Below are 15765 nucleotides of genomic sequence, written 5' to 3' on the forward strand. Positions count from 1 at the left end.
ACACCATGAAACGTCTGCTGAGCACGCTGCTGATCCTCACCGCCCTGGGCCTGCAAAGTGGTTGCAGCCTGCGCGAACCCATGTCGGCCGAACAGGACTCGGAAACCCCGACCCTGACCCCACGCGCCTCGACTTACTACGACCTGATCAACATGCCACGGCCCAAAGGCCGGCTGATGGCAGTGGTGTATGGCTTCCGTGACCAGACCGGGCAGTACAAACCCACCCCGGCCAGTTCGTTCTCCACCAGTGTCACCCAGGGTGCAGCCAGCATGCTGATGGATGCCTTGAGTGCCAGTGGCTGGTTCGTGGTGCTGGAGCGTGAAGGGCTGCAGAACCTGCTGACCGAGCGCAAGATCATCCGTGCTTCGCAGAAAAAGCCGGATGTAGCGGAAAACATCATGGGCGAACTGCCACCGCTGCAGGCCGCCAACCTGATGCTGGAGGGCGGCATCATCGCCTACGACACCAACGTGCGCAGCGGCGGCGAAGGCGCCCGCTACCTGGGGATAGACATTTCCCGCGAGTACCGGGTGGACCAGGTGACCGTGAACCTGCGCGCGGTGGATGTGCGCACCGGGCAGGTGCTGGCCAACGTGATGACCAGCAAGACCATCTATTCGGTCGGCCGCAGCGCCGGGGTGTTCAAGTTCATCGAGTTCAAGAAGCTGCTGGAAGCTGAGGTGGGCTATACCACCAACGAACCGGCACAGCTGTGCGTGCTGTCGGCGATTGAATCGGCGGTGGGGCACTTGCTGGCGCAAGGGATTGAACGGCGGCTGTGGCAGGTGGCGGGGGATGCGGGGCAGGGCAACGCTACGGTGGACAAGTTTCTGAGCCAGAATCAGCAGCCTTGACTGGCCTGACAGCCCCTGCGGCACCTGATAGAAGTGCCAGTAGGCATCACTTTTTTCGTGTGAGCAAATAGCACCAACGCCTGTGACCTGTCTGAATGTGCAGGCTGAGACTATTTGGAAAAGGTGCTTGGTGATGCTGACTCGAATGTGGCTGCTGTTTTTAATCATTGGTAGTTTGGTCGGTTGCGGGGCGCACACGCCCTTTGTGCAGGCTCCCCGCCCAGTCGCACAGACCCAGTTATTGATAAGTGAAACAGCCAAGTCTCAGCAGTTGACCGCGCTGAACAAGCGCGGGGAGCAGGTAATCGCGCAACTCAAGGTTTGGTATGACTCCGTTACCGAAGACTGCGGCGGCCCTGATAAACCGAGTTACCTGTGCAGCGGTATCGAAATGCGTGCCACGGGCTTCAGCCCAGACTTTCTACCTTGGGACCCGAGCCAGAAGCACCTGGACAAAGGCGCCATCGCGTTTTCCTGGGCGCGCCGCGATACCAACTTTGGCAGGGCGGCGGAACGCTTCAATGGTTTTTTATTTCCGCCACTGCAGGCCATCCCGCACAACAAGATTCGCGATCTTGAGGTGTTGTGCACGTTCCCAATAGATGGCGGAACGGACAACCGCGATACGGCGAACGGGTGCGGACCGCAAGACGGGTTTGAAGCCACCACCGATGCGTGCCAGAAAGTCGGTGTAACGGATGCCGATGCGTGGCTGGCAACGTACAGCGACGATGACATTGTGAAGTCCAGAGTCTGCGGATGGGACCTGCGCGAAGCCCCCGCTAACATGAAGGCGCAGTGGTTCGAGATGCCGATAAAAGTCAGGGCGGGGTTGAGCGCAGACGCATGGATGGGCTACAACGAGATTTTGCTCCCCGTATGGAAAGTTGGCGTGGGCGCAGACTTGCCTTTGTATGCATTTTTCTATGTGGAGGGGCAAACGCAAGCGGGATTGCTGGCGCAATTTGACCAGGTCCGTTATCACGCAGCTTATGGCCAGGCGGTTCCTGTCATCCGAATCAAGCTTCCTACGGCAAAGGACCAGGTCATGCAGTTTACCTACGATGAGGAAGACCAGGCGGTGGGAAGACCCATCGTCACCTCTGACGTTGATTTTGAATCCGAGCAGATCGGTGAGCGAAAAGAATTCAAAGTTGACGGATCGACATTCATATTGCATGGCACGGGGGAAGTCAGCGATGACTCGCACGGGGGCGGTGGAAGCTCGATAAGCGCAAAACATCTCAAGTTTGAAGGTTCAACCGAGATTTTACTGCCTGGTAACGGGCGTCGCCGCGTCAGTTACGACTGGGGCTGCAGTGATGTATGCACAAGAGATCTCTCGTTTACCGACAACCACAGGCTGCTGAATGACCGTGAAGGTATGCATTATGGATCGGATGAACTTACGGTCGACGGCCCTGAAATCCTGCACCTTTATATGGTTGAAGATGGCGAGAACCCGAGAATGGTCATAGACAACCTGAAAGTCACGCAGGCGCAAGCGCGATAACAGCCTTTATGTTGGTCGCACCGTGGGAAAGACCGCGAAGCGGCCGGTGCGGCCAACAGAAGTGTTACTACACATGCCCTAAGCTTGAAACCCTTCCCTGACCCCGGTAGTCTTTGCCCGCTGCTGTCAATCCAGCAGCCGGGTTTGGTCACCCGCAATCATCAAGGCGCACAAGCGCCCGCTCTGCGATACAGTTGGCGCTTTTTTGTGTCCGTCTGCTTCGTTTTATGGCGGCTGTGCGTGGGGCGCCTCCGTGCGCGCCGGTTTCCTTGATTCCCGGTTGACCAACCCGCGTACAGTCGCCACCCATTCGTTTGGTCACGTTGTGTGGCGGCTCCAGTGAATCAAGGAGCGACACAATGACAAAAGGTTTACCTGATCCTCCCGCCCGCGCCACCACGGCATCGTCCAGTTTCTCGACTTGCGAATGCAGCCATCCGCCGCTGTTTGCGGTGCGTTCTGGAGTGGACTACGAAGATGCGCTAGTGCACCTGTCCACGCTGCTGAAAGGGGCGTTTGCGACAAACCTCAAGGCGTTGGAATTGGCCAAGGGGACCTGTCGTGATCTGCTGTTGAGCAACGACCATGGGCTGGATTCGGCCAAGGCGGTGGTGGAGGCGCTGCTGGATGGGGTAGAGGGGCAACAGTTGACCGTGAAGGGGTTGAGGGCAAGCCCACTTTAAGCGGTAAAGCGCCGATCTTAAGATCACGCGGTCTCTGAGCGGCCTCGTGTCGCGAACGGGCTGCAGAGCAGCCCCGGCGATATGTGCATCATGGCAGACATTCCGGGGCTGCTTTGCAGCCCGATTGCGACACAAGGGCACCCCCCCTCAACCCATCAACCAGATGACGCCCAGCTTTTTCTCCCGCACACTGCGGAAAATTCCCAAGCCCGTACCCCGCCACCTTGCAGGGCACAGCCGGAGAAGAAAATGGCGCGACAACTAATAACAAACGCCCACGACCCGCTGCATGAATCCCGCCAGGCCCGGCTGAAGCTGGCCAGCGAAGGCGAGCTGCCGCTGGGCATGCTGCGCGACGAGATCGACGCGTCGTGGCGCCGCAGCCTGGGCCATGGCCTGGATTGCCTGCAGGGTGAACAGGTCGGCCTGGGCTTGGCGCAGGGCCACGACCTGCGCATGCTGCTGGAGCGCAACCGCTTGCTGGTCGACGCCGTTACCCCGGAACTGGACTACCTGGTCGCGCGTCAGGGCAAGGCCGGTATCGTCATCCTCGGCGACGCCCAGGCCAATGTGCTGGCCATCGAAGGGCAGAAGCATGTGCTGCAACGCGAGGGCCTGCGCGACTTGCACCCGGGCAGTTGCTGGAGCGAGTCGCTGCGCGGCACCAATGCCATCGGCACGGCTGTTGTAGAAGGCCGCCCGACGCTGATCAACTGCGGCGAACACTACCTTGACCGCCTCAGCCCGTTTTCCTGCACCTCGGTCCCCCTGCGTGACCCGCGTGGTGAGGTGATCGGCGTGCTCGACATCACGCGCGAAGGGGTAATGGCGCAACCGCAGGACAGCCTGTCGACACTGATGCTGGCCGCCGGCAATATCGAGAGCCGCCTGTTCGGTTTGTGCTACCCAGAGCAACTGGTGCTGGCCTTCCACAGCCGCCCGCAATACCTCAACAGTGCCTGGCATGGCCTGCTGGCACTGAGCCTTGATGGCGAGGTGCTGGCTGCCAACGACAGTGCCTGCCAGTTGTTGCAGGTGCCGCGCCCCGAGCTGATTGGCCGGCGCAGTACGGACCTGCTCGGCGAACGCTCACCCGCGTTTATTGCGCGCCTGTGGCAGGGCGGGGTGAGCAGTGTGCAAACGGCCAAGGGCGAGTTCTACTTCCGTGCCCTGCAGTTGCCGCGCCATGGCCGGGTCAATGGCAGCACGCCGGCCAGCAAGCCGACGCTGGGCAAGCAGTCGCCGGCACTCGACGCCCTGGCCGGTGGTGACCCACGGTTGGCGCGCAACCTGCGCATGGCTCGCCAGGGGCTGGGCAATGGCCTGCCGGTGTTGCTGCTGGGCGAGACCGGTACCGGCAAGGAAGTGGTCGCCCGGGCCCTGCACCAGGCCAGCCCGCGCGCTGACAAACCGTTTGTGGCCGTGAATTGCGCCGCCATCCCCGAAGGGTTGATCGAGTCCGAGCTGTTCGGCTACCGCGAGGGCGCCTTCACAGGCTCCCGGCGGGGCGGCATGGTCGGGCGGTTGATGCAGGCTCATGGTGGCACGCTGTTCCTTGACGAAATCGGCGACATGCCGCTGGCCTTGCAGGCGCGCCTGCTGCGGGTATTGCAGGAACGCCGGGTGGCGCCGCTGGGTGCCGGCGACGAGCAGGACATTGATGTGGCGCTCATCTGCGCCACCCACCGCGACCTCAAACGCCTGGTACAGGAGCAGCACTTCCGCGAAGACCTGTACTACCGGGTCAACGGCGTATCACTGCGCTTGCCGGCGCTGCGCGAGCGTGATGACCTGGCGCAGATCATCCAGGGCCTGCTGGACAAGGCCGATGCCCGTGGCGTAACCCTGGACCCGGCACTGGCCGCGTTGCTCGAAGGCTTCGACTGGCCGGGTAACATTCGCCAGCTGGAAATGGTAGTGCGCACGGCGCTGGCCATGCGCGAGGACGGCGAGCAGGTGCTGACCCTGGACCACCTCACCGATTGCCTGCTGGACGAACTGGCCAGCGGCACGGCGCCCTCCGGTAGCCTGAAGGACAACGAACTGGAATTGATTCGCGGCGCCTTGGCGCGCCACCAGGGGAACGTTTCTGCCGCGGCCGAGGCACTGGGGATCAGCCGGGCGACGCTGTACCGCAAGCTCAAACAGTTGCGCGGCTGACCATGGGCCCCTTGTTCGCAAGGCTGGTGGACTCCAGTGACCCTGCACTCATGCGCCAGGCGCTGGCCTGGCTGTATGGTTTCGTGCGCCCGCATCAACGTGCCATCGGCCTGTTGCTCGGCTTGTCGCTGGGCGCCTCGCTGCTGGCGCTGGCGCAGCCCTGGCTGGTCAAGACGCTGATTGACGAGGGGCTGCTGGCCAAGGATTACCAGACCCTCTGGCACATGGCGGCGATCATGATCGGCGCGGGGCTGTTGGGCACGGTGCTGGCCGGGGTCAACCGCTACCTGCACACGCGGCTGTCCGGGCGCATCCTGTTTGCCCTGCGTGATGACCTGTACCGGCACCTGCAGCAGTTGTCGCCGACGTTCTATGGGCGGCGGCGCATGGGCGACATTCTTTCGCGGCTGGATGGCGATGTGGCAGAGATCCAGCGCTTTGCCGTGGATTCGCTGTTCTCGGCTGTATCCGCCGTCATTGGCCTGGTGGGCGCGGTGGCGTTGATGCTGATGCTGTCATGGCAGCTGTCGCTGTTGCTGGCGCTGCTGGTGCCGATCGAGGTGCTGTGGCTGCGCTGGATGCGGCGCAAGGTTGAGCGCGAGGTGCGCAGCCTGCGCGAGCGTTCGGCGGATGTGTCGTCGTTTTTGGTCGAGACCTTGCCGGCGATGAAGTTCATCCAGGCGGCCGGCCAGCAAAGCCGCGAGGCAGGGCGCCTGGACGCGCTTGGCCAGGGCTACATGCGTCAGCTGCTGAAAGTGCAGGTGACCGAGTTCTTCACCCAGGCCATCCCCGGCACGCTTACCTCCTGGTGCCGCGCTTGCGCGTTTCTGGTTGGCGGCTGGTGGGTGATTCAGGGGACCTGGCAATTGGGCGCGCTGATCGCCTTTTCCACCTACATGGGCATGGCAGTCGGCCCGGTGCAGAGCCTGCTTGGCCTGTACGTGGCGGTGCAGCGCATGGCGGTGAGCCTGGGGCGGGTGATGGAGCTCAAGCGCGAGGCCGTGGCCGTGCGCCCGGCCGCCCACCCGCAGCCCATGCCCGACGGGCCTGGCGAATTGCGCCTGGAGGCGCTGAGCTTTGCCCATGAAGGGCGCCAGGGCGCCGTGCTGAGCAATGTGCAGGTGTGCGTGCCGGGCGGGCTCAAGGTGGCCATCAGGGGGGCTTCGGGGGTGGGTAAGTCGACCCTGATCGACCTGCTGCAACGTTTTTATGACCCGGACGCCGGGCGTATCCTGCTGGATGGCATCGACTTGCGCGACCTGGACCTGGCTGCGCTGCGTCGACGCATCGCGGTGGTCAGCCAGGACATCGTGCTGTTCCGTGGCACCCTGGCGCAAAACCTGGCCTACGGTGTGCCCGAAGCCAGCCGTGCAGAACTGGAGCGCGTAGTGCGCCTGGCGCGACTGGATAGCCTGGTCGAAAGCCTGCCGTTGGGCCTGGACGGCCTGTTGGGCGAGCGTGGCCAGCAGTTGTCTGGTGGGCAAAAGCAACGCATTGCCATTGCCCGCGCAGTGCTGCAGGCCCCGGCGATTCTGGTGCTGGACGAGGCCACCTCGGCGGTGGACGAAGCCACCGAGCGCGAGGTGATCGCGGCCATTGACCAATTGTTCGCCGGCCGCACCCGGATCCTGATCAGCCACCGTGCGTCGACACTGGCCGATGCCGACCTGCACTTGCAACTGCATGATGGCCAGCTACAGGCGCTGGCGCAGGAGGCGGTCAAACATGGCCACTGACGTGCGCGTTGGCATCATCGACAGTGGCTGCTCGCCGGAGCAGGCCAGCGGTTTGCTTGGCTCCCGGCGTTTCTGGCTGGAAGACGGCCAGCTGCGTGAAGGCGAGAGGCTGCCCGACCTGCTAGGGCATGGCAGTGCAGTACTTGCAGGCCTGCGACGCGAAGCTGGCCCCGTGCCGTTGCTGGTGGCGCAGGTGTTCAGCGATCAGGCCAGCACCAGTGCCTTGCAGGTGGCGGCCGCACTGCTGTGGCTGGTGGAGTCGGGGGCAACGCTGGTCAACCTCAGCCTCGGCTTGCAGCAGGACCGGCCTGTACTGCACCAGGCTTGCGCTGAGGCCTTGGCTGCGGGTGTGCTGTTGTGTGCATCCAGCCCGGCACAGGGTGGGCCGGTGTACCCGGCCAGCTACCCCGGGGTGCTCCGGGTTACCGGTGATGCCCGTTGCGCGCCCGGCCAGTGGTCCTGGCTTGGCACCCGGCAGGCGGACTTTGGCGGTTACGTCGGGGCTGGTAGCAGGGCAGGCGCGAGTTTGGGCTGTGCAGCCTTGAGCGGCAGGATCGCGGCGCTGATGCGTGAGGAGCCGGGTATGAACTGTCAGCGGGTGCACGACTGGTTGCGCAGCAATGCCGCATTCACCGGCCCGGAGCGACGAGGTGCCAGCCATGACTGAATCGCGCATTGTGGTACTGGGCGCCGGCCCTGCGGGGGCCGCCACGGCCATCGGCTTGCGGCGCCTGGGCTATGCGGTCACTGTGGTGTCGCAGTGGCGCCGGTTCGCCGCGGTCGAAGGTGTTTCTGTGCGGGTATTGGAGGGCTTGCGCCACGCAGGCCTGGGCGGCGCCTTGAGCCAGGCAGCCATGCCGGCCACCCGGCAGGTGCACTGGAACGGCCAGCACCTGCAAATGAACCAGGAATTTTTGCTGGATCGGCAACGGTTTGACCGGGCGCTGCGCGACGACCTTCAGCGTGCCGGTGTAAGCGTGGTTGAGGGGCGGGTGCGCGAGGTCACGCATGAGGGCAATCATCAAGTCCGTCTGGATGATGGGCAAGTCCTGATCGCTGATTTTCTCGTCGAGGCTCGAGGGCGTCAGGCACCGCTGGCTCTGGACCGCCTGCGCGGGCCGGAAACGGTCAGCCTGCTCAACGTCTGGCAGGGTAGCCCTGGGGCGCCTGCGTCGGCAGTGGAAAGCCTGGAGGATGGCTGGGCCTGGATGGCCCGCCTGGAAGATGGCCGCTGCTACTGGCAAGCCACCCTGGACGCCGGTGGGCTGCCGGGCAAGCTCGGATTGGCAGATTACTGCGCGGCGCGGCGTGCCAGCAGCACGCTGGTGGCCGAGCTGTTCGATGAGAGGGCGCGGGTGCCAGTACAGGTGCATGCGCGCAGCAGTACGGCGATTTTGGCGGGCGAATGTGTCGGGCAGGACTGGATACGGGTGGGTGATGCGGCGATGGCGGTTGACCCGCTGTCGGGCAATGGGATCTTCCAGTCGCTGTCTTCGGCGTTACAAGCACCGGTGGTAATCAATACGTTGCTGCGCAGGCCTGAACGGGCCGAGTTGGCGTGCCAGTTTCACCAGCAGCGGGTCGAGCAGCTGTTCTTGCGCTTTGCCCGTATCGGGCGGGATTTCTACGGGCAGGAGCAGGAGCGGGCGGGGCACTCGTTCTGGGCCAGGCGCCAAAGCTGGCCGGATGCGCAGCCACTGCATCAGGCGGCTGACCGGCAGGCCGTACGGGTTGAGCGGCGGCCGGTGCTGCGGGACGGTCTGGTGGAGGCGGCCGAGGTGGTGGTAACGCCGGATCAGCCGTTGGGGGTGTGGCATTTGCAGGGCGTGGAGTTGGCGCCTGTACTGCGGGAAATACGTAGTGGCCGGCCTGTTGAGACAGTGTTGTCGGGGCTTGCGGGTGCACAGCAGAGGATGGTGCGGCGGTGGCTGATGGAGCAGGGCTTGGCTTGAGATTGCCGGGGCTGCAAAGCAGCCCCAGAATCTTGAATCAGAAGAAGGTCCCGACCACCAGTTGCATATAGGTCCCGGTGTCCGTCCCACCCAGCTGCGTACCGCCATTGGCCGCACTGCGCTCAGGCTTGTAGAACCCCACCAGCGGGCTGATCAGCAGATGGTCGTTGACCATCCATTCGACATACAGGTCCAGCTCCCGTCCGCCGAGGTTGCCCTGGTCGGTGTCCAGCGTATCGAAGTCGAAGTACAGCGCGCCGACGGTCAGGTTGTCCCGTGGCTTGCCTTTCAGCGCCACGTGGTGCACCTGGCTGTTCTTGTTGAACGGCCCGGCATAGTTGGCTGCCACCTCACCCTGGAACCAGGTGCCATAGCCCCGGCTCAGGCCGTAGAACAGTGGGTCGAAGCCTTCCGAGAAGCGGCTGTAGCGGTAGGTGGCGGTGGGGGTCCATGGTAGCTCGGAGAAGGTCCAGTTGCCCTCCAGGTACCAGGCATTCTCGCGCCCGCCGGTCTTGTCCTGGGTGACGTATTCGCCCGCCAGCTCCAGGTCTTTCACGCCTAGGTTGCCCCGCCCGCGCAGGCTGGCGGTGTCCATGCCGTCGCGGTGTTGCAGGCCCATGATCTGTGCGTAACGCTGGTCCACGTCCAGGCCGCGGATCCAGCTCAAACCCACCGTGCCGGCATCGGTGACGTGTTCCAGGTTGGCTACCGCAAGGGAGGTGTCGGCCTGGTAATGGTTATCGGACTTCAGCCACATCAGGTCACCGCGCCAACCCTGTTTGCCGCCCAGGCGCAGCACGGCGGTGCGGTCGAAGGCTTTGCGTGCGGCCAGGTAGTAGGCACCACCGCGGTCGAAGTTGGCGCCCAGGTCGGCCTTGCCCAGGTTCACCGGGTCGCCCTGGATCAGGAAGCCGTCACCCAATGTCACCACCTGGCGGCCACCGGAGATGTCTACCCCGTCTTCGCCCAGGGCCGGGAACAGGTTGGCCGAGCGCCAGCCCAGGTACAGGTCTTCGATGGCGGTGCGGCGCTCATCGCCCAAGGTCAGGCCGGCGGCGTCGCCATCGCCCCAGGTGGCGGAACTGAGCAGGTTGAAGGCGCCGTAGAGGGTGCCGCTATCGGCCAAAGCCTGGCTGGCGCTGAGGCCGTACTTGACGTAACCCTCTTGCCAGGCGGTGCTGCCTGGTTGGCGGTTGCCGGCCTGATTGAAGCTTTCGTCGCTGTGGAAGGCGCCGAACAGGGCTTCGAGGTCGGCGTTGAGGGTGGTGCCGTTCTGGTTGTACAGCGCGTGGGCCTGGCTGGCGGGTGCGGCGAGCAGCAGGGCCAACGTGCAGGCGAGTGAGTGCCTCATGGGGTGCTCCATGGTTTTTTGTTGTTGTTTTGGGTTGCCTGGGGTGGCCTCTTCGCAGCACAAGGCTGCGCCTACAGGGACCGGGTGCGCTTGTAGGCGCAGCCTTGTGCTGCGAAGAGGCCACCCCAGGCAGAAGATCAGAGCTTGATCAACACCGACTTCAGCTCGGTGTAGTGCTCGATGGCCGCTGCGCCCATCTCACGACCCACGCCAGACATCTTGTAGCCACCAAACGGCAGCGCCGGGTCCAGCGCGCTGTGGCAGTTGACCCACACTGACCCCGACTTGATACGCGGGATCATGCGGTGCACAGCAGCCAGGTCGTTGGACCAGATGCTCGCACCCAGGCCGTAGGGGTTGTCGTTGGCCATGCTGATCACTTGGTCGATATCGTCGAATGGCATCGCTACCAGCACAGGCCCGAAGATTTCTTCCTGCACCAGGCGGTGGCGCTGGTCGACATCGACGATCACTGTTGGTTTGACGAAGTAGCCCGGCCCAAAGCCTTCGCCGCCACAGGCAATGGTCGCACCCAGCTCGCGACCAAGTTCGATATAGCCGGTGACGCGGTCCTGTTGCTTGGCCGAAATCAACGGCCCCATCTGCACGGCCGGGTCCAGCCCGTTGCCCAGCTTCATGCCGTTGGCGATGCCGGCGATGTCGGCCACCACGTTGTCAAAGTGCTTGCGGTGCACGTACAGCCGCGAACCCGCGCAGCACACCTGGCCCTGGTTGAAGAAGATCGCCGTGGCAGCGCCGGCAGCGGCTTCCTGCAGGTTGGCGTCCGGCATCACGATGGTCGGCGACTTGCCGCCCAGCTCCAGGGTGACGCGGGTCATGTTGTCCATGGCCGCCTTGCCGATCAGCTTGCCGACCTCGGTAGAGCCGGTGAAGGTCAGCTTGTCTACGCCGGGATGGCGGCTGAGGGCTGCGCCGGCATTCAGGCCGGTGCCGGTGACCACGTTGAATACGCCTGCCGGGTAGCCGGCTTCGTCTACCAGTTCCGCCAGCTTCAGCACACTCAGTGGGGTTTCGTCTGCGGGCTTTAGCACGAGGGTACAGCCGGTGGCCAGGGCCGGACCAAGCTTCCAGCAGGCCAGCAGCAGCGGGAAGTTCCAGGCGACGATGGCACCGACCACGCCGACCGCCTCACGGCGCACGAAGCCGTGGAACTGGTCGTTAGGCATCAGCGGCATGGAGGCTTCGACGGTGCTACCCTCGATCTTGGTAGCCCAGCCGGCCATGTAGCGCAGAAAGTCGATGGCCAGTTGCACGTCCATCACCTGCGCTACCGCGGCGCTCTTGCCGTTGTTCAGGCATTCCAGTTCGGCCAGCTGGCGAGCGTCGCGCTCCATCAGGTCGGCCAGGCGCCACAGCAGGTTCTGACGCTCGCGTGGGCGCAGGCGGCTCCACGGCGAATCGTCGAAGGCCTGGCGTGCCGCGCGCACGGCGCGGTCGACATCCTCGGCGTCGGCGGCGGGCACTTCACCCAGCACTTCGCCGGTGGCCGGGTTGCGGAACGACAGGGTGCGACCGCTGGCGGCATCCTGCCAGTCGGCGCCGATGCGCATCTTCAGTTTGCGTTCGAGAAAAGCGCGGGTGGCGGGCAGGATGGGCAGTTCACAAAGCATGGGGCTGTGCCTCTTGTCATTGGGTGTGAAGGGCACTGGCGCAATGGGCGTGCCAAGGTGGGCAGATGCCAGCAAGGCATTGAGTTGACTGGGTTTTGCCGTGATGCAAGGTTCGGATTGCAGGCGTGCGCTGTTGCACATTGAGACGGTGTGAGACCGTGGTGAAACAGTGGTTTCAAGGGCCAATCGCCGGCAAGCCAGCGCCTGCAGGTACAGCGCAGGTCTTCAAGGCAATGGTTAACCTGTGGGAGCGGGCATGCCCGCGAAGGCCTGCATGGCAGGCCCCTGTCTCAGGATGAAACACCCTGTCGCGAAATGGCACGCTGCAATTGGCCATCCTTGCTGCTGGCCAACCCCAGCAAACTGCCTAAGGGGTTGAAAGGCCACGCGTTTACTGCAACTGGCACAGTTCCTGTATCACCTCTGTCACATGCACACCTGCTGTACCAAAGCGTGCGAAAAACGATAAGAACAACAACCGTGGAGGTCTGACCTTGAAGACGACTCGACTCCGGCGGCATGCGGGCAAACTGGCGCTGGTCGCCGCCGCGCTGCTGAGCACCCAGGCCATGGCGGCCGAGCAGGGCCCGAGCCTGTTGCAGAACAAGTGCATGGGGTGCCATATCCCCGAAGGCAACGATACCTACAGCCGCATCAGCCACCAGCGTAAAACGCCAGAAGGCTGGCTGATGAGTATCGCCCGCATGCAGGTGATGCACGGCCTGCAGATCAGCGACGACGACCGTCGCACGCTGGTCAAGTACCTGGCCGACAAGCAGGGCCTGGCGCCCAGCGAAACCGATGGCGTGCGCTACGCCATGGAGCGCCGGCTGAACACGGTCGAGCATTTCGACACCCAGCTCAGCGAAACCTGTGGCCGTTGCCACTCTGGGGCTCGCGTCGCCTTGCAGCGCCGCCCGGCCAAGGAGTGGGAGCACTTGGTCAACTTCCACCTTGGCCAGTGGCCGTCCCTCGAATACCAGGCCCAGGCCCGGGACCGCGACTGGCTGCCGATTGCCCTGCAACAGGTGGTGCCGGAACTTGCCAAGCGCTACCCGCTGGACAACCCGGCCTGGGCTGAATGGCAGCTGGCAAAACCGAAGGCCGACGTGCTGCCGGGGCAGTGGGCGTTCAGCGGCCATATGCTGGCCAAGGGCGATGTGCGCGGTGTGATGAGCGTTTCGGCCGGGGAGGGCGACACCTTCAAGGTCGAGGTCAAGGGCGCCTATGCCGACGGTACACCTTTTAACGGTAGCGGCTCGGCGATCCTGTACAACGGCTATGAATGGCGCGGCAACGTCAAGGTTGGCGACACCCACCTGCGTCAGGTATTCGCGGCGCTGGATGGCGAAATGAAAGGCCGCATGTTCGAGGCCGAACACGACGAGCGTGGCCTGGACTTCACGGCTGCCAAGGAAGGCAAGGCGCGGCTGCTGGCGGTGCAACCGGCCTTCATCAAGGCGGGTGGCGAAAGCGAGATCACCCTGGTGGGCAGCGGCCTGGAGGGCAAGCCTGACCTGGGTGCCGGGGTGGAAGTGACCGAAGTACTGGAGCAGACCCCGACCCTGGTACGGGTCAAGGCCCGCGCTGCAGCCGGCGCCAAGCCTGGCCAGCGCGAGGTTGCGGTGGGGGCGCTCAAGGGCGTGAGCCTGGCGGTGTACGACAAGGTCGAGGAAGTGAAAGTCGTGCCGGCGTTCTCCATTGCCCGCATCGGTGAAAACGGCGCTTCGGTGCCCAAGGTGCAGGGCCGCTTCGAGGCCGAAGCCTGGGGCAAGGACGCCAGTGGCCAGCCGCTGCGCATCGGCTATCTGCCGGCCACCTGGAAGGTCGAGCCATTCAATGAACGTGCGGTCGAGGACGAAGACGTCAAGTTCGCCGGGCAGATGCAGGCCGATGGCGTGTTCGTGCCAGGCGGCGCTGGCCCTAACCCTGAACGCAAGATGATGACCAACAACGCGGGCAACCTGAAGGTCATCGCCACGCTGGCCGACGGTGGCCAGACGGGCGAAGGGCACATGATCGTCACCGTTCAGCGCTGGAACAACCCACCGCTGCCGTAACGGCAGGGTGCAACGGTTTTCCAACGGATCGATTACCGGGAGGTCGCCATGGGCGCACTACTGAACCTGGTCGAACGCAACCTGCATGAAGTGCAGGTAGATGCCGACCGCATGCTGTTCCACATCCCCAGCAGTTCGCTGTTCACCGCCGACGCGGTGACCGGGGGCATCATCGACACCTTGCGCCAGCAAGGCTGTTCGGCCGAGGAGCTGATGCAGCGCCTGGGCCAGCAGTTTGCCGGCAACGATATCCAGGACACCCTGCGCGAGCTGATCGCCCTGGAGCTGGTCAGCGACGGCTCGCCGCTGACCGCGGAAATCGGCGTCAAGCGGGTCGAGCGCACCGCGCTGAATACCGTGGTGCTCAACGTCAACACTGGCTGCAACCTCAGCTGCACTTATTGCTACAAGGAAGACCTGGACAAGCCATCTGCCGGCAAGAAGATGAGCACCGCCACCGCCGAAGCTTCGGTGGAAATGCTGCTCAAGGAATCGCCCGACGAGGAGCGCTACAGCGTGGTGTTCTTCGGTGGCGAGCCCTTGTCCAACCGGCCACTGATCGAACACATGGTGGGCTACTGCGAGCGGCGTTTCGCCGAGGCGGGCAAGCAGGTGGAATTCATCATGACCACCAATGCCACGTTGCTGACCGAAGAGATCGTCGATTGGCTCAACGCCCATCGGTTCGGCCTGTCGATCAGCATCGACGGCCCCAAGACCGTGCACGACCGCAACCGCATCACTGTGGGCGGGCAGGGCACCTATGACGTCGTGCGGCGCAAGGCCGACATGCTGCTGTCGCGTTACAACAGTCGGCCGGTGGGGGCACGGGTGACCTTGACCCGCGGCATCACCGATATCGAGACGATCTGGAACCATCTGTTCAACGAAATGGGCTTTGCCGAAGTCGGCTTTGCCCCGGTCACTTCCGGCGACATGGCGGACTTCAACCTTACCGGCGAAGAACTGGTTGAGGTCTTCGCCAACATGAAGGCGCTGGGGCGCCGCTACCTGGACGCCGCGCTGGAACACCGCAATATCGGTTTTTCCAACCTGCACCAGCTGATCACCGACATCCACGAGGGCCACAAGAAGGCCCTGCCATGCGGTGCCGGGCTGAAAATGCTGGCAGTGGACCATGAAGGCGAGCTGAACCTGTGCCACCGCTTCACCGGTTCCAGCCTGCCGACCTTCGGCAACGTGCACCAGGGCGTCAAGCAAGTGGAGCTGAACGACTTCCTGTCGCAGCGTCTGGACCGCAGCAACACCGGCTGCGAAAGCTGCCGCATCCGCAACCTGTGCTCTGGCGGCTGCTACCACGAAAGCTACGCCCGCTACGGCGACCCGCAGCACCCGACTTACCACTACTGCGAACTGATGCGCGACTGGGTCGACTTCGGCATCGAAGTCTACAGCCGCATCATGGCCGCCAACCCGGCCTTCATCGACCGCTACATCACCCCGCGGAAGGCGCACTGACATGAAGCACTTGAAGCCCCTGAACAACAAGGCGCGCATCCTTGAACAGGCCGCTGCCGAAGACCGCATCGAAGAAGTCATGGCCATGAGTGCGGTGGCCGGCTGCACGGCCACCACCGACCCGGGTTGGGAAGTGGATGCCTTTGGTGGCGTGAGCTCGCTGTGCCAACCGATGGAGGCCGACCTGTATGGTTGCTCCGACCCTTGCTGGTGGCCGGCCCAGGTGCCGGACATGATGAGCACCTACCAGGACTGGAACGCCCAGGCGACCAACTCGGCGGAAGACTGGCGCAACCTCGGCACTGTGTTCCCGAAAGACAAGTGACCGGCCCAACAAGAATGA

General features: G+C 63.8%; 12 protein-coding genes. 10 read left to right on the top strand and 2 right to left on the bottom strand.

Annotation, left to right across the window (positions count from 1 at the left end):
* The first annotated feature begins 5 nt into the window (after positions 1 to 5).
* The 7 genes from CKW35_RS04680 to CKW35_RS04710 all read left to right on the top strand — a co-directional run bounded on the left by CKW35_RS04680 (position 6) and on the right by CKW35_RS04710 (position 8901).
* Positions 6 to 857 (top strand): CsgG/HfaB family protein, encoded by an 852-nt coding sequence (locus CKW35_RS04680; RefSeq protein WP_016487338.1) that lies wholly within the window; start codon positions 6 to 8, stop codon positions 855 to 857.
* Positions 858 to 990: 133 nt separating this feature from the next.
* The gene (locus tag CKW35_RS04685; RefSeq protein WP_095115269.1) at positions 991 to 2370 is read left to right on the top strand and encodes a hypothetical protein; all 1380 of its coding nucleotides are present in this window, start codon (positions 991 to 993) and stop codon (positions 2368 to 2370) included.
* A 443-nt stretch (positions 2371 to 2813) separates the two neighbouring features.
* A complete protein-coding gene (locus CKW35_RS04690) occupies positions 2814 to 3053 on the top strand; it encodes a hypothetical protein (protein WP_024717550.1) in 240 nt (79 codons plus the stop codon).
* 249 nt (positions 3054 to 3302) lie between these two features.
* Positions 3303 to 5213, top strand: coding sequence for a sigma-54-dependent Fis family transcriptional regulator (locus CKW35_RS04695; protein WP_095115271.1), 1911 nt, complete (start codon positions 3303 to 3305; stop codon positions 5211 to 5213).
* A 2-nt stretch (positions 5214 to 5215) separates the two neighbouring features.
* Positions 5216 to 6949, top strand: a complete 1734-nt coding sequence (locus CKW35_RS04700) for an ABC transporter ATP-binding protein (protein ID WP_095115273.1) — start codon at positions 5216 to 5218, stop codon at positions 6947 to 6949.
* Positions 6939 to 7616, top strand: a complete 678-nt coding sequence (locus CKW35_RS04705) for a peptidase S8 (protein ID WP_023047185.1) — start codon at positions 6939 to 6941, stop codon at positions 7614 to 7616. The genes CKW35_RS04700 and CKW35_RS04705 overlap by 11 nt, the downstream gene beginning before the upstream one ends.
* The gene (locus CKW35_RS04710) at positions 7609 to 8901 is read left to right on the top strand and encodes an NAD(P)/FAD-dependent oxidoreductase (protein ID WP_095115275.1); all 1293 of its coding nucleotides are present in this window, start codon (positions 7609 to 7611) and stop codon (positions 8899 to 8901) included. The genes CKW35_RS04705 and CKW35_RS04710 overlap by 8 nt, the downstream gene beginning before the upstream one ends.
* 37 nt (positions 8902 to 8938) lie before the next feature.
* On the opposite strand, the gene CKW35_RS04715 is transcribed toward CKW35_RS04710, so the two are convergent.
* Both CKW35_RS04715 and CKW35_RS04720 read right to left on the bottom strand, forming a co-directional pair.
* Positions 8939 to 10252: a hypothetical protein gene (locus CKW35_RS04715; protein WP_016487331.1), complete on the bottom strand. Its 1314-nt coding sequence runs from the start codon at positions 10250 to 10252 to the stop codon at positions 8939 to 8941.
* A 137-nt stretch (positions 10253 to 10389) separates the two neighbouring features.
* Positions 10390 to 11883 (bottom strand): aldehyde dehydrogenase, encoded by a 1494-nt coding sequence (locus tag CKW35_RS04720; protein WP_095115277.1) that lies wholly within the window; start codon positions 11881 to 11883, stop codon positions 10390 to 10392.
* A gap of 494 nt (positions 11884 to 12377) precedes the next feature.
* On the opposite strand from CKW35_RS04720, the gene peaA reads away from it, so the two are divergent.
* The 3 genes from peaA to qhpC are packed head-to-tail and all read left to right on the top strand — an operon-like array spanning position 12378 to position 15747.
* A complete protein-coding gene (gene peaA / locus CKW35_RS04725; RefSeq protein ID WP_095115279.1) occupies positions 12378 to 13943 on the top strand; it encodes a quinohemoprotein amine dehydrogenase subunit alpha in 1566 nt (521 codons plus the stop codon).
* Between the two features lie 48 nt (positions 13944 to 13991).
* Complete coding sequence (peaB, locus tag CKW35_RS04730) at positions 13992 to 15422, top strand: quinohemoprotein amine dehydrogenase maturation protein (protein WP_016487328.1); 1431 nt, start codon at positions 13992 to 13994, stop codon at positions 15420 to 15422.
* 1 nt (position 15423) lies between these two features.
* Positions 15424 to 15747, top strand: coding sequence for a quinohemoprotein amine dehydrogenase subunit gamma (qhpC, locus tag CKW35_RS04735; protein ID WP_016487327.1), 324 nt, complete (start codon positions 15424 to 15426; stop codon positions 15745 to 15747).
* Positions 15748 to 15765: the final 18 nt, after the last annotated feature.

Source organism: Pseudomonas sp. Irchel 3F3 (assembly GCF_900187545.1).
GTDB classification, from domain to species: Bacteria; Pseudomonadota; Gammaproteobacteria; order Pseudomonadales; family Pseudomonadaceae; genus Aquipseudomonas; species Aquipseudomonas fortuita.

Coding starts and splice junctions, on each gene's coding strand:
- CKW35_RS04710 (WP_095115275.1), top strand. CDS start 7,609: ATGACTGAATCGCGCATTGTGGTACTGGGCGCCGGCCCTGCGGGGGCC.
- CKW35_RS04680 (WP_016487338.1), top strand. CDS start 6: ATGAAACGTCTGCTGAGCACGCTGCTGATCCTCACCGCCCTGGGCCTG.
- CKW35_RS04685 (WP_095115269.1), top strand. CDS start 991: ATGCTGACTCGAATGTGGCTGCTGTTTTTAATCATTGGTAGTTTGGTC.
- CKW35_RS04700 (WP_095115273.1), top strand. CDS start 5,216: ATGGGCCCCTTGTTCGCAAGGCTGGTGGACTCCAGTGACCCTGCACTC.
- peaB (WP_016487328.1), top strand. CDS start 13,992: ATGGGCGCACTACTGAACCTGGTCGAACGCAACCTGCATGAAGTGCAG.
- CKW35_RS04715 (WP_016487331.1), bottom strand. CDS start 10,252: ATGAGGCACTCACTCGCCTGCACGTTGGCCCTGCTGCTCGCCGCACCC.
- CKW35_RS04695 (WP_095115271.1), top strand. CDS start 3,303: ATGGCGCGACAACTAATAACAAACGCCCACGACCCGCTGCATGAATCC.
- CKW35_RS04705 (WP_023047185.1), top strand. CDS start 6,939: ATGGCCACTGACGTGCGCGTTGGCATCATCGACAGTGGCTGCTCGCCG.
- qhpC (WP_016487327.1), top strand. CDS start 15,424: ATGAAGCACTTGAAGCCCCTGAACAACAAGGCGCGCATCCTTGAACAG.
- CKW35_RS04720 (WP_095115277.1), bottom strand. CDS start 11,883: ATGCTTTGTGAACTGCCCATCCTGCCCGCCACCCGCGCTTTTCTCGAA.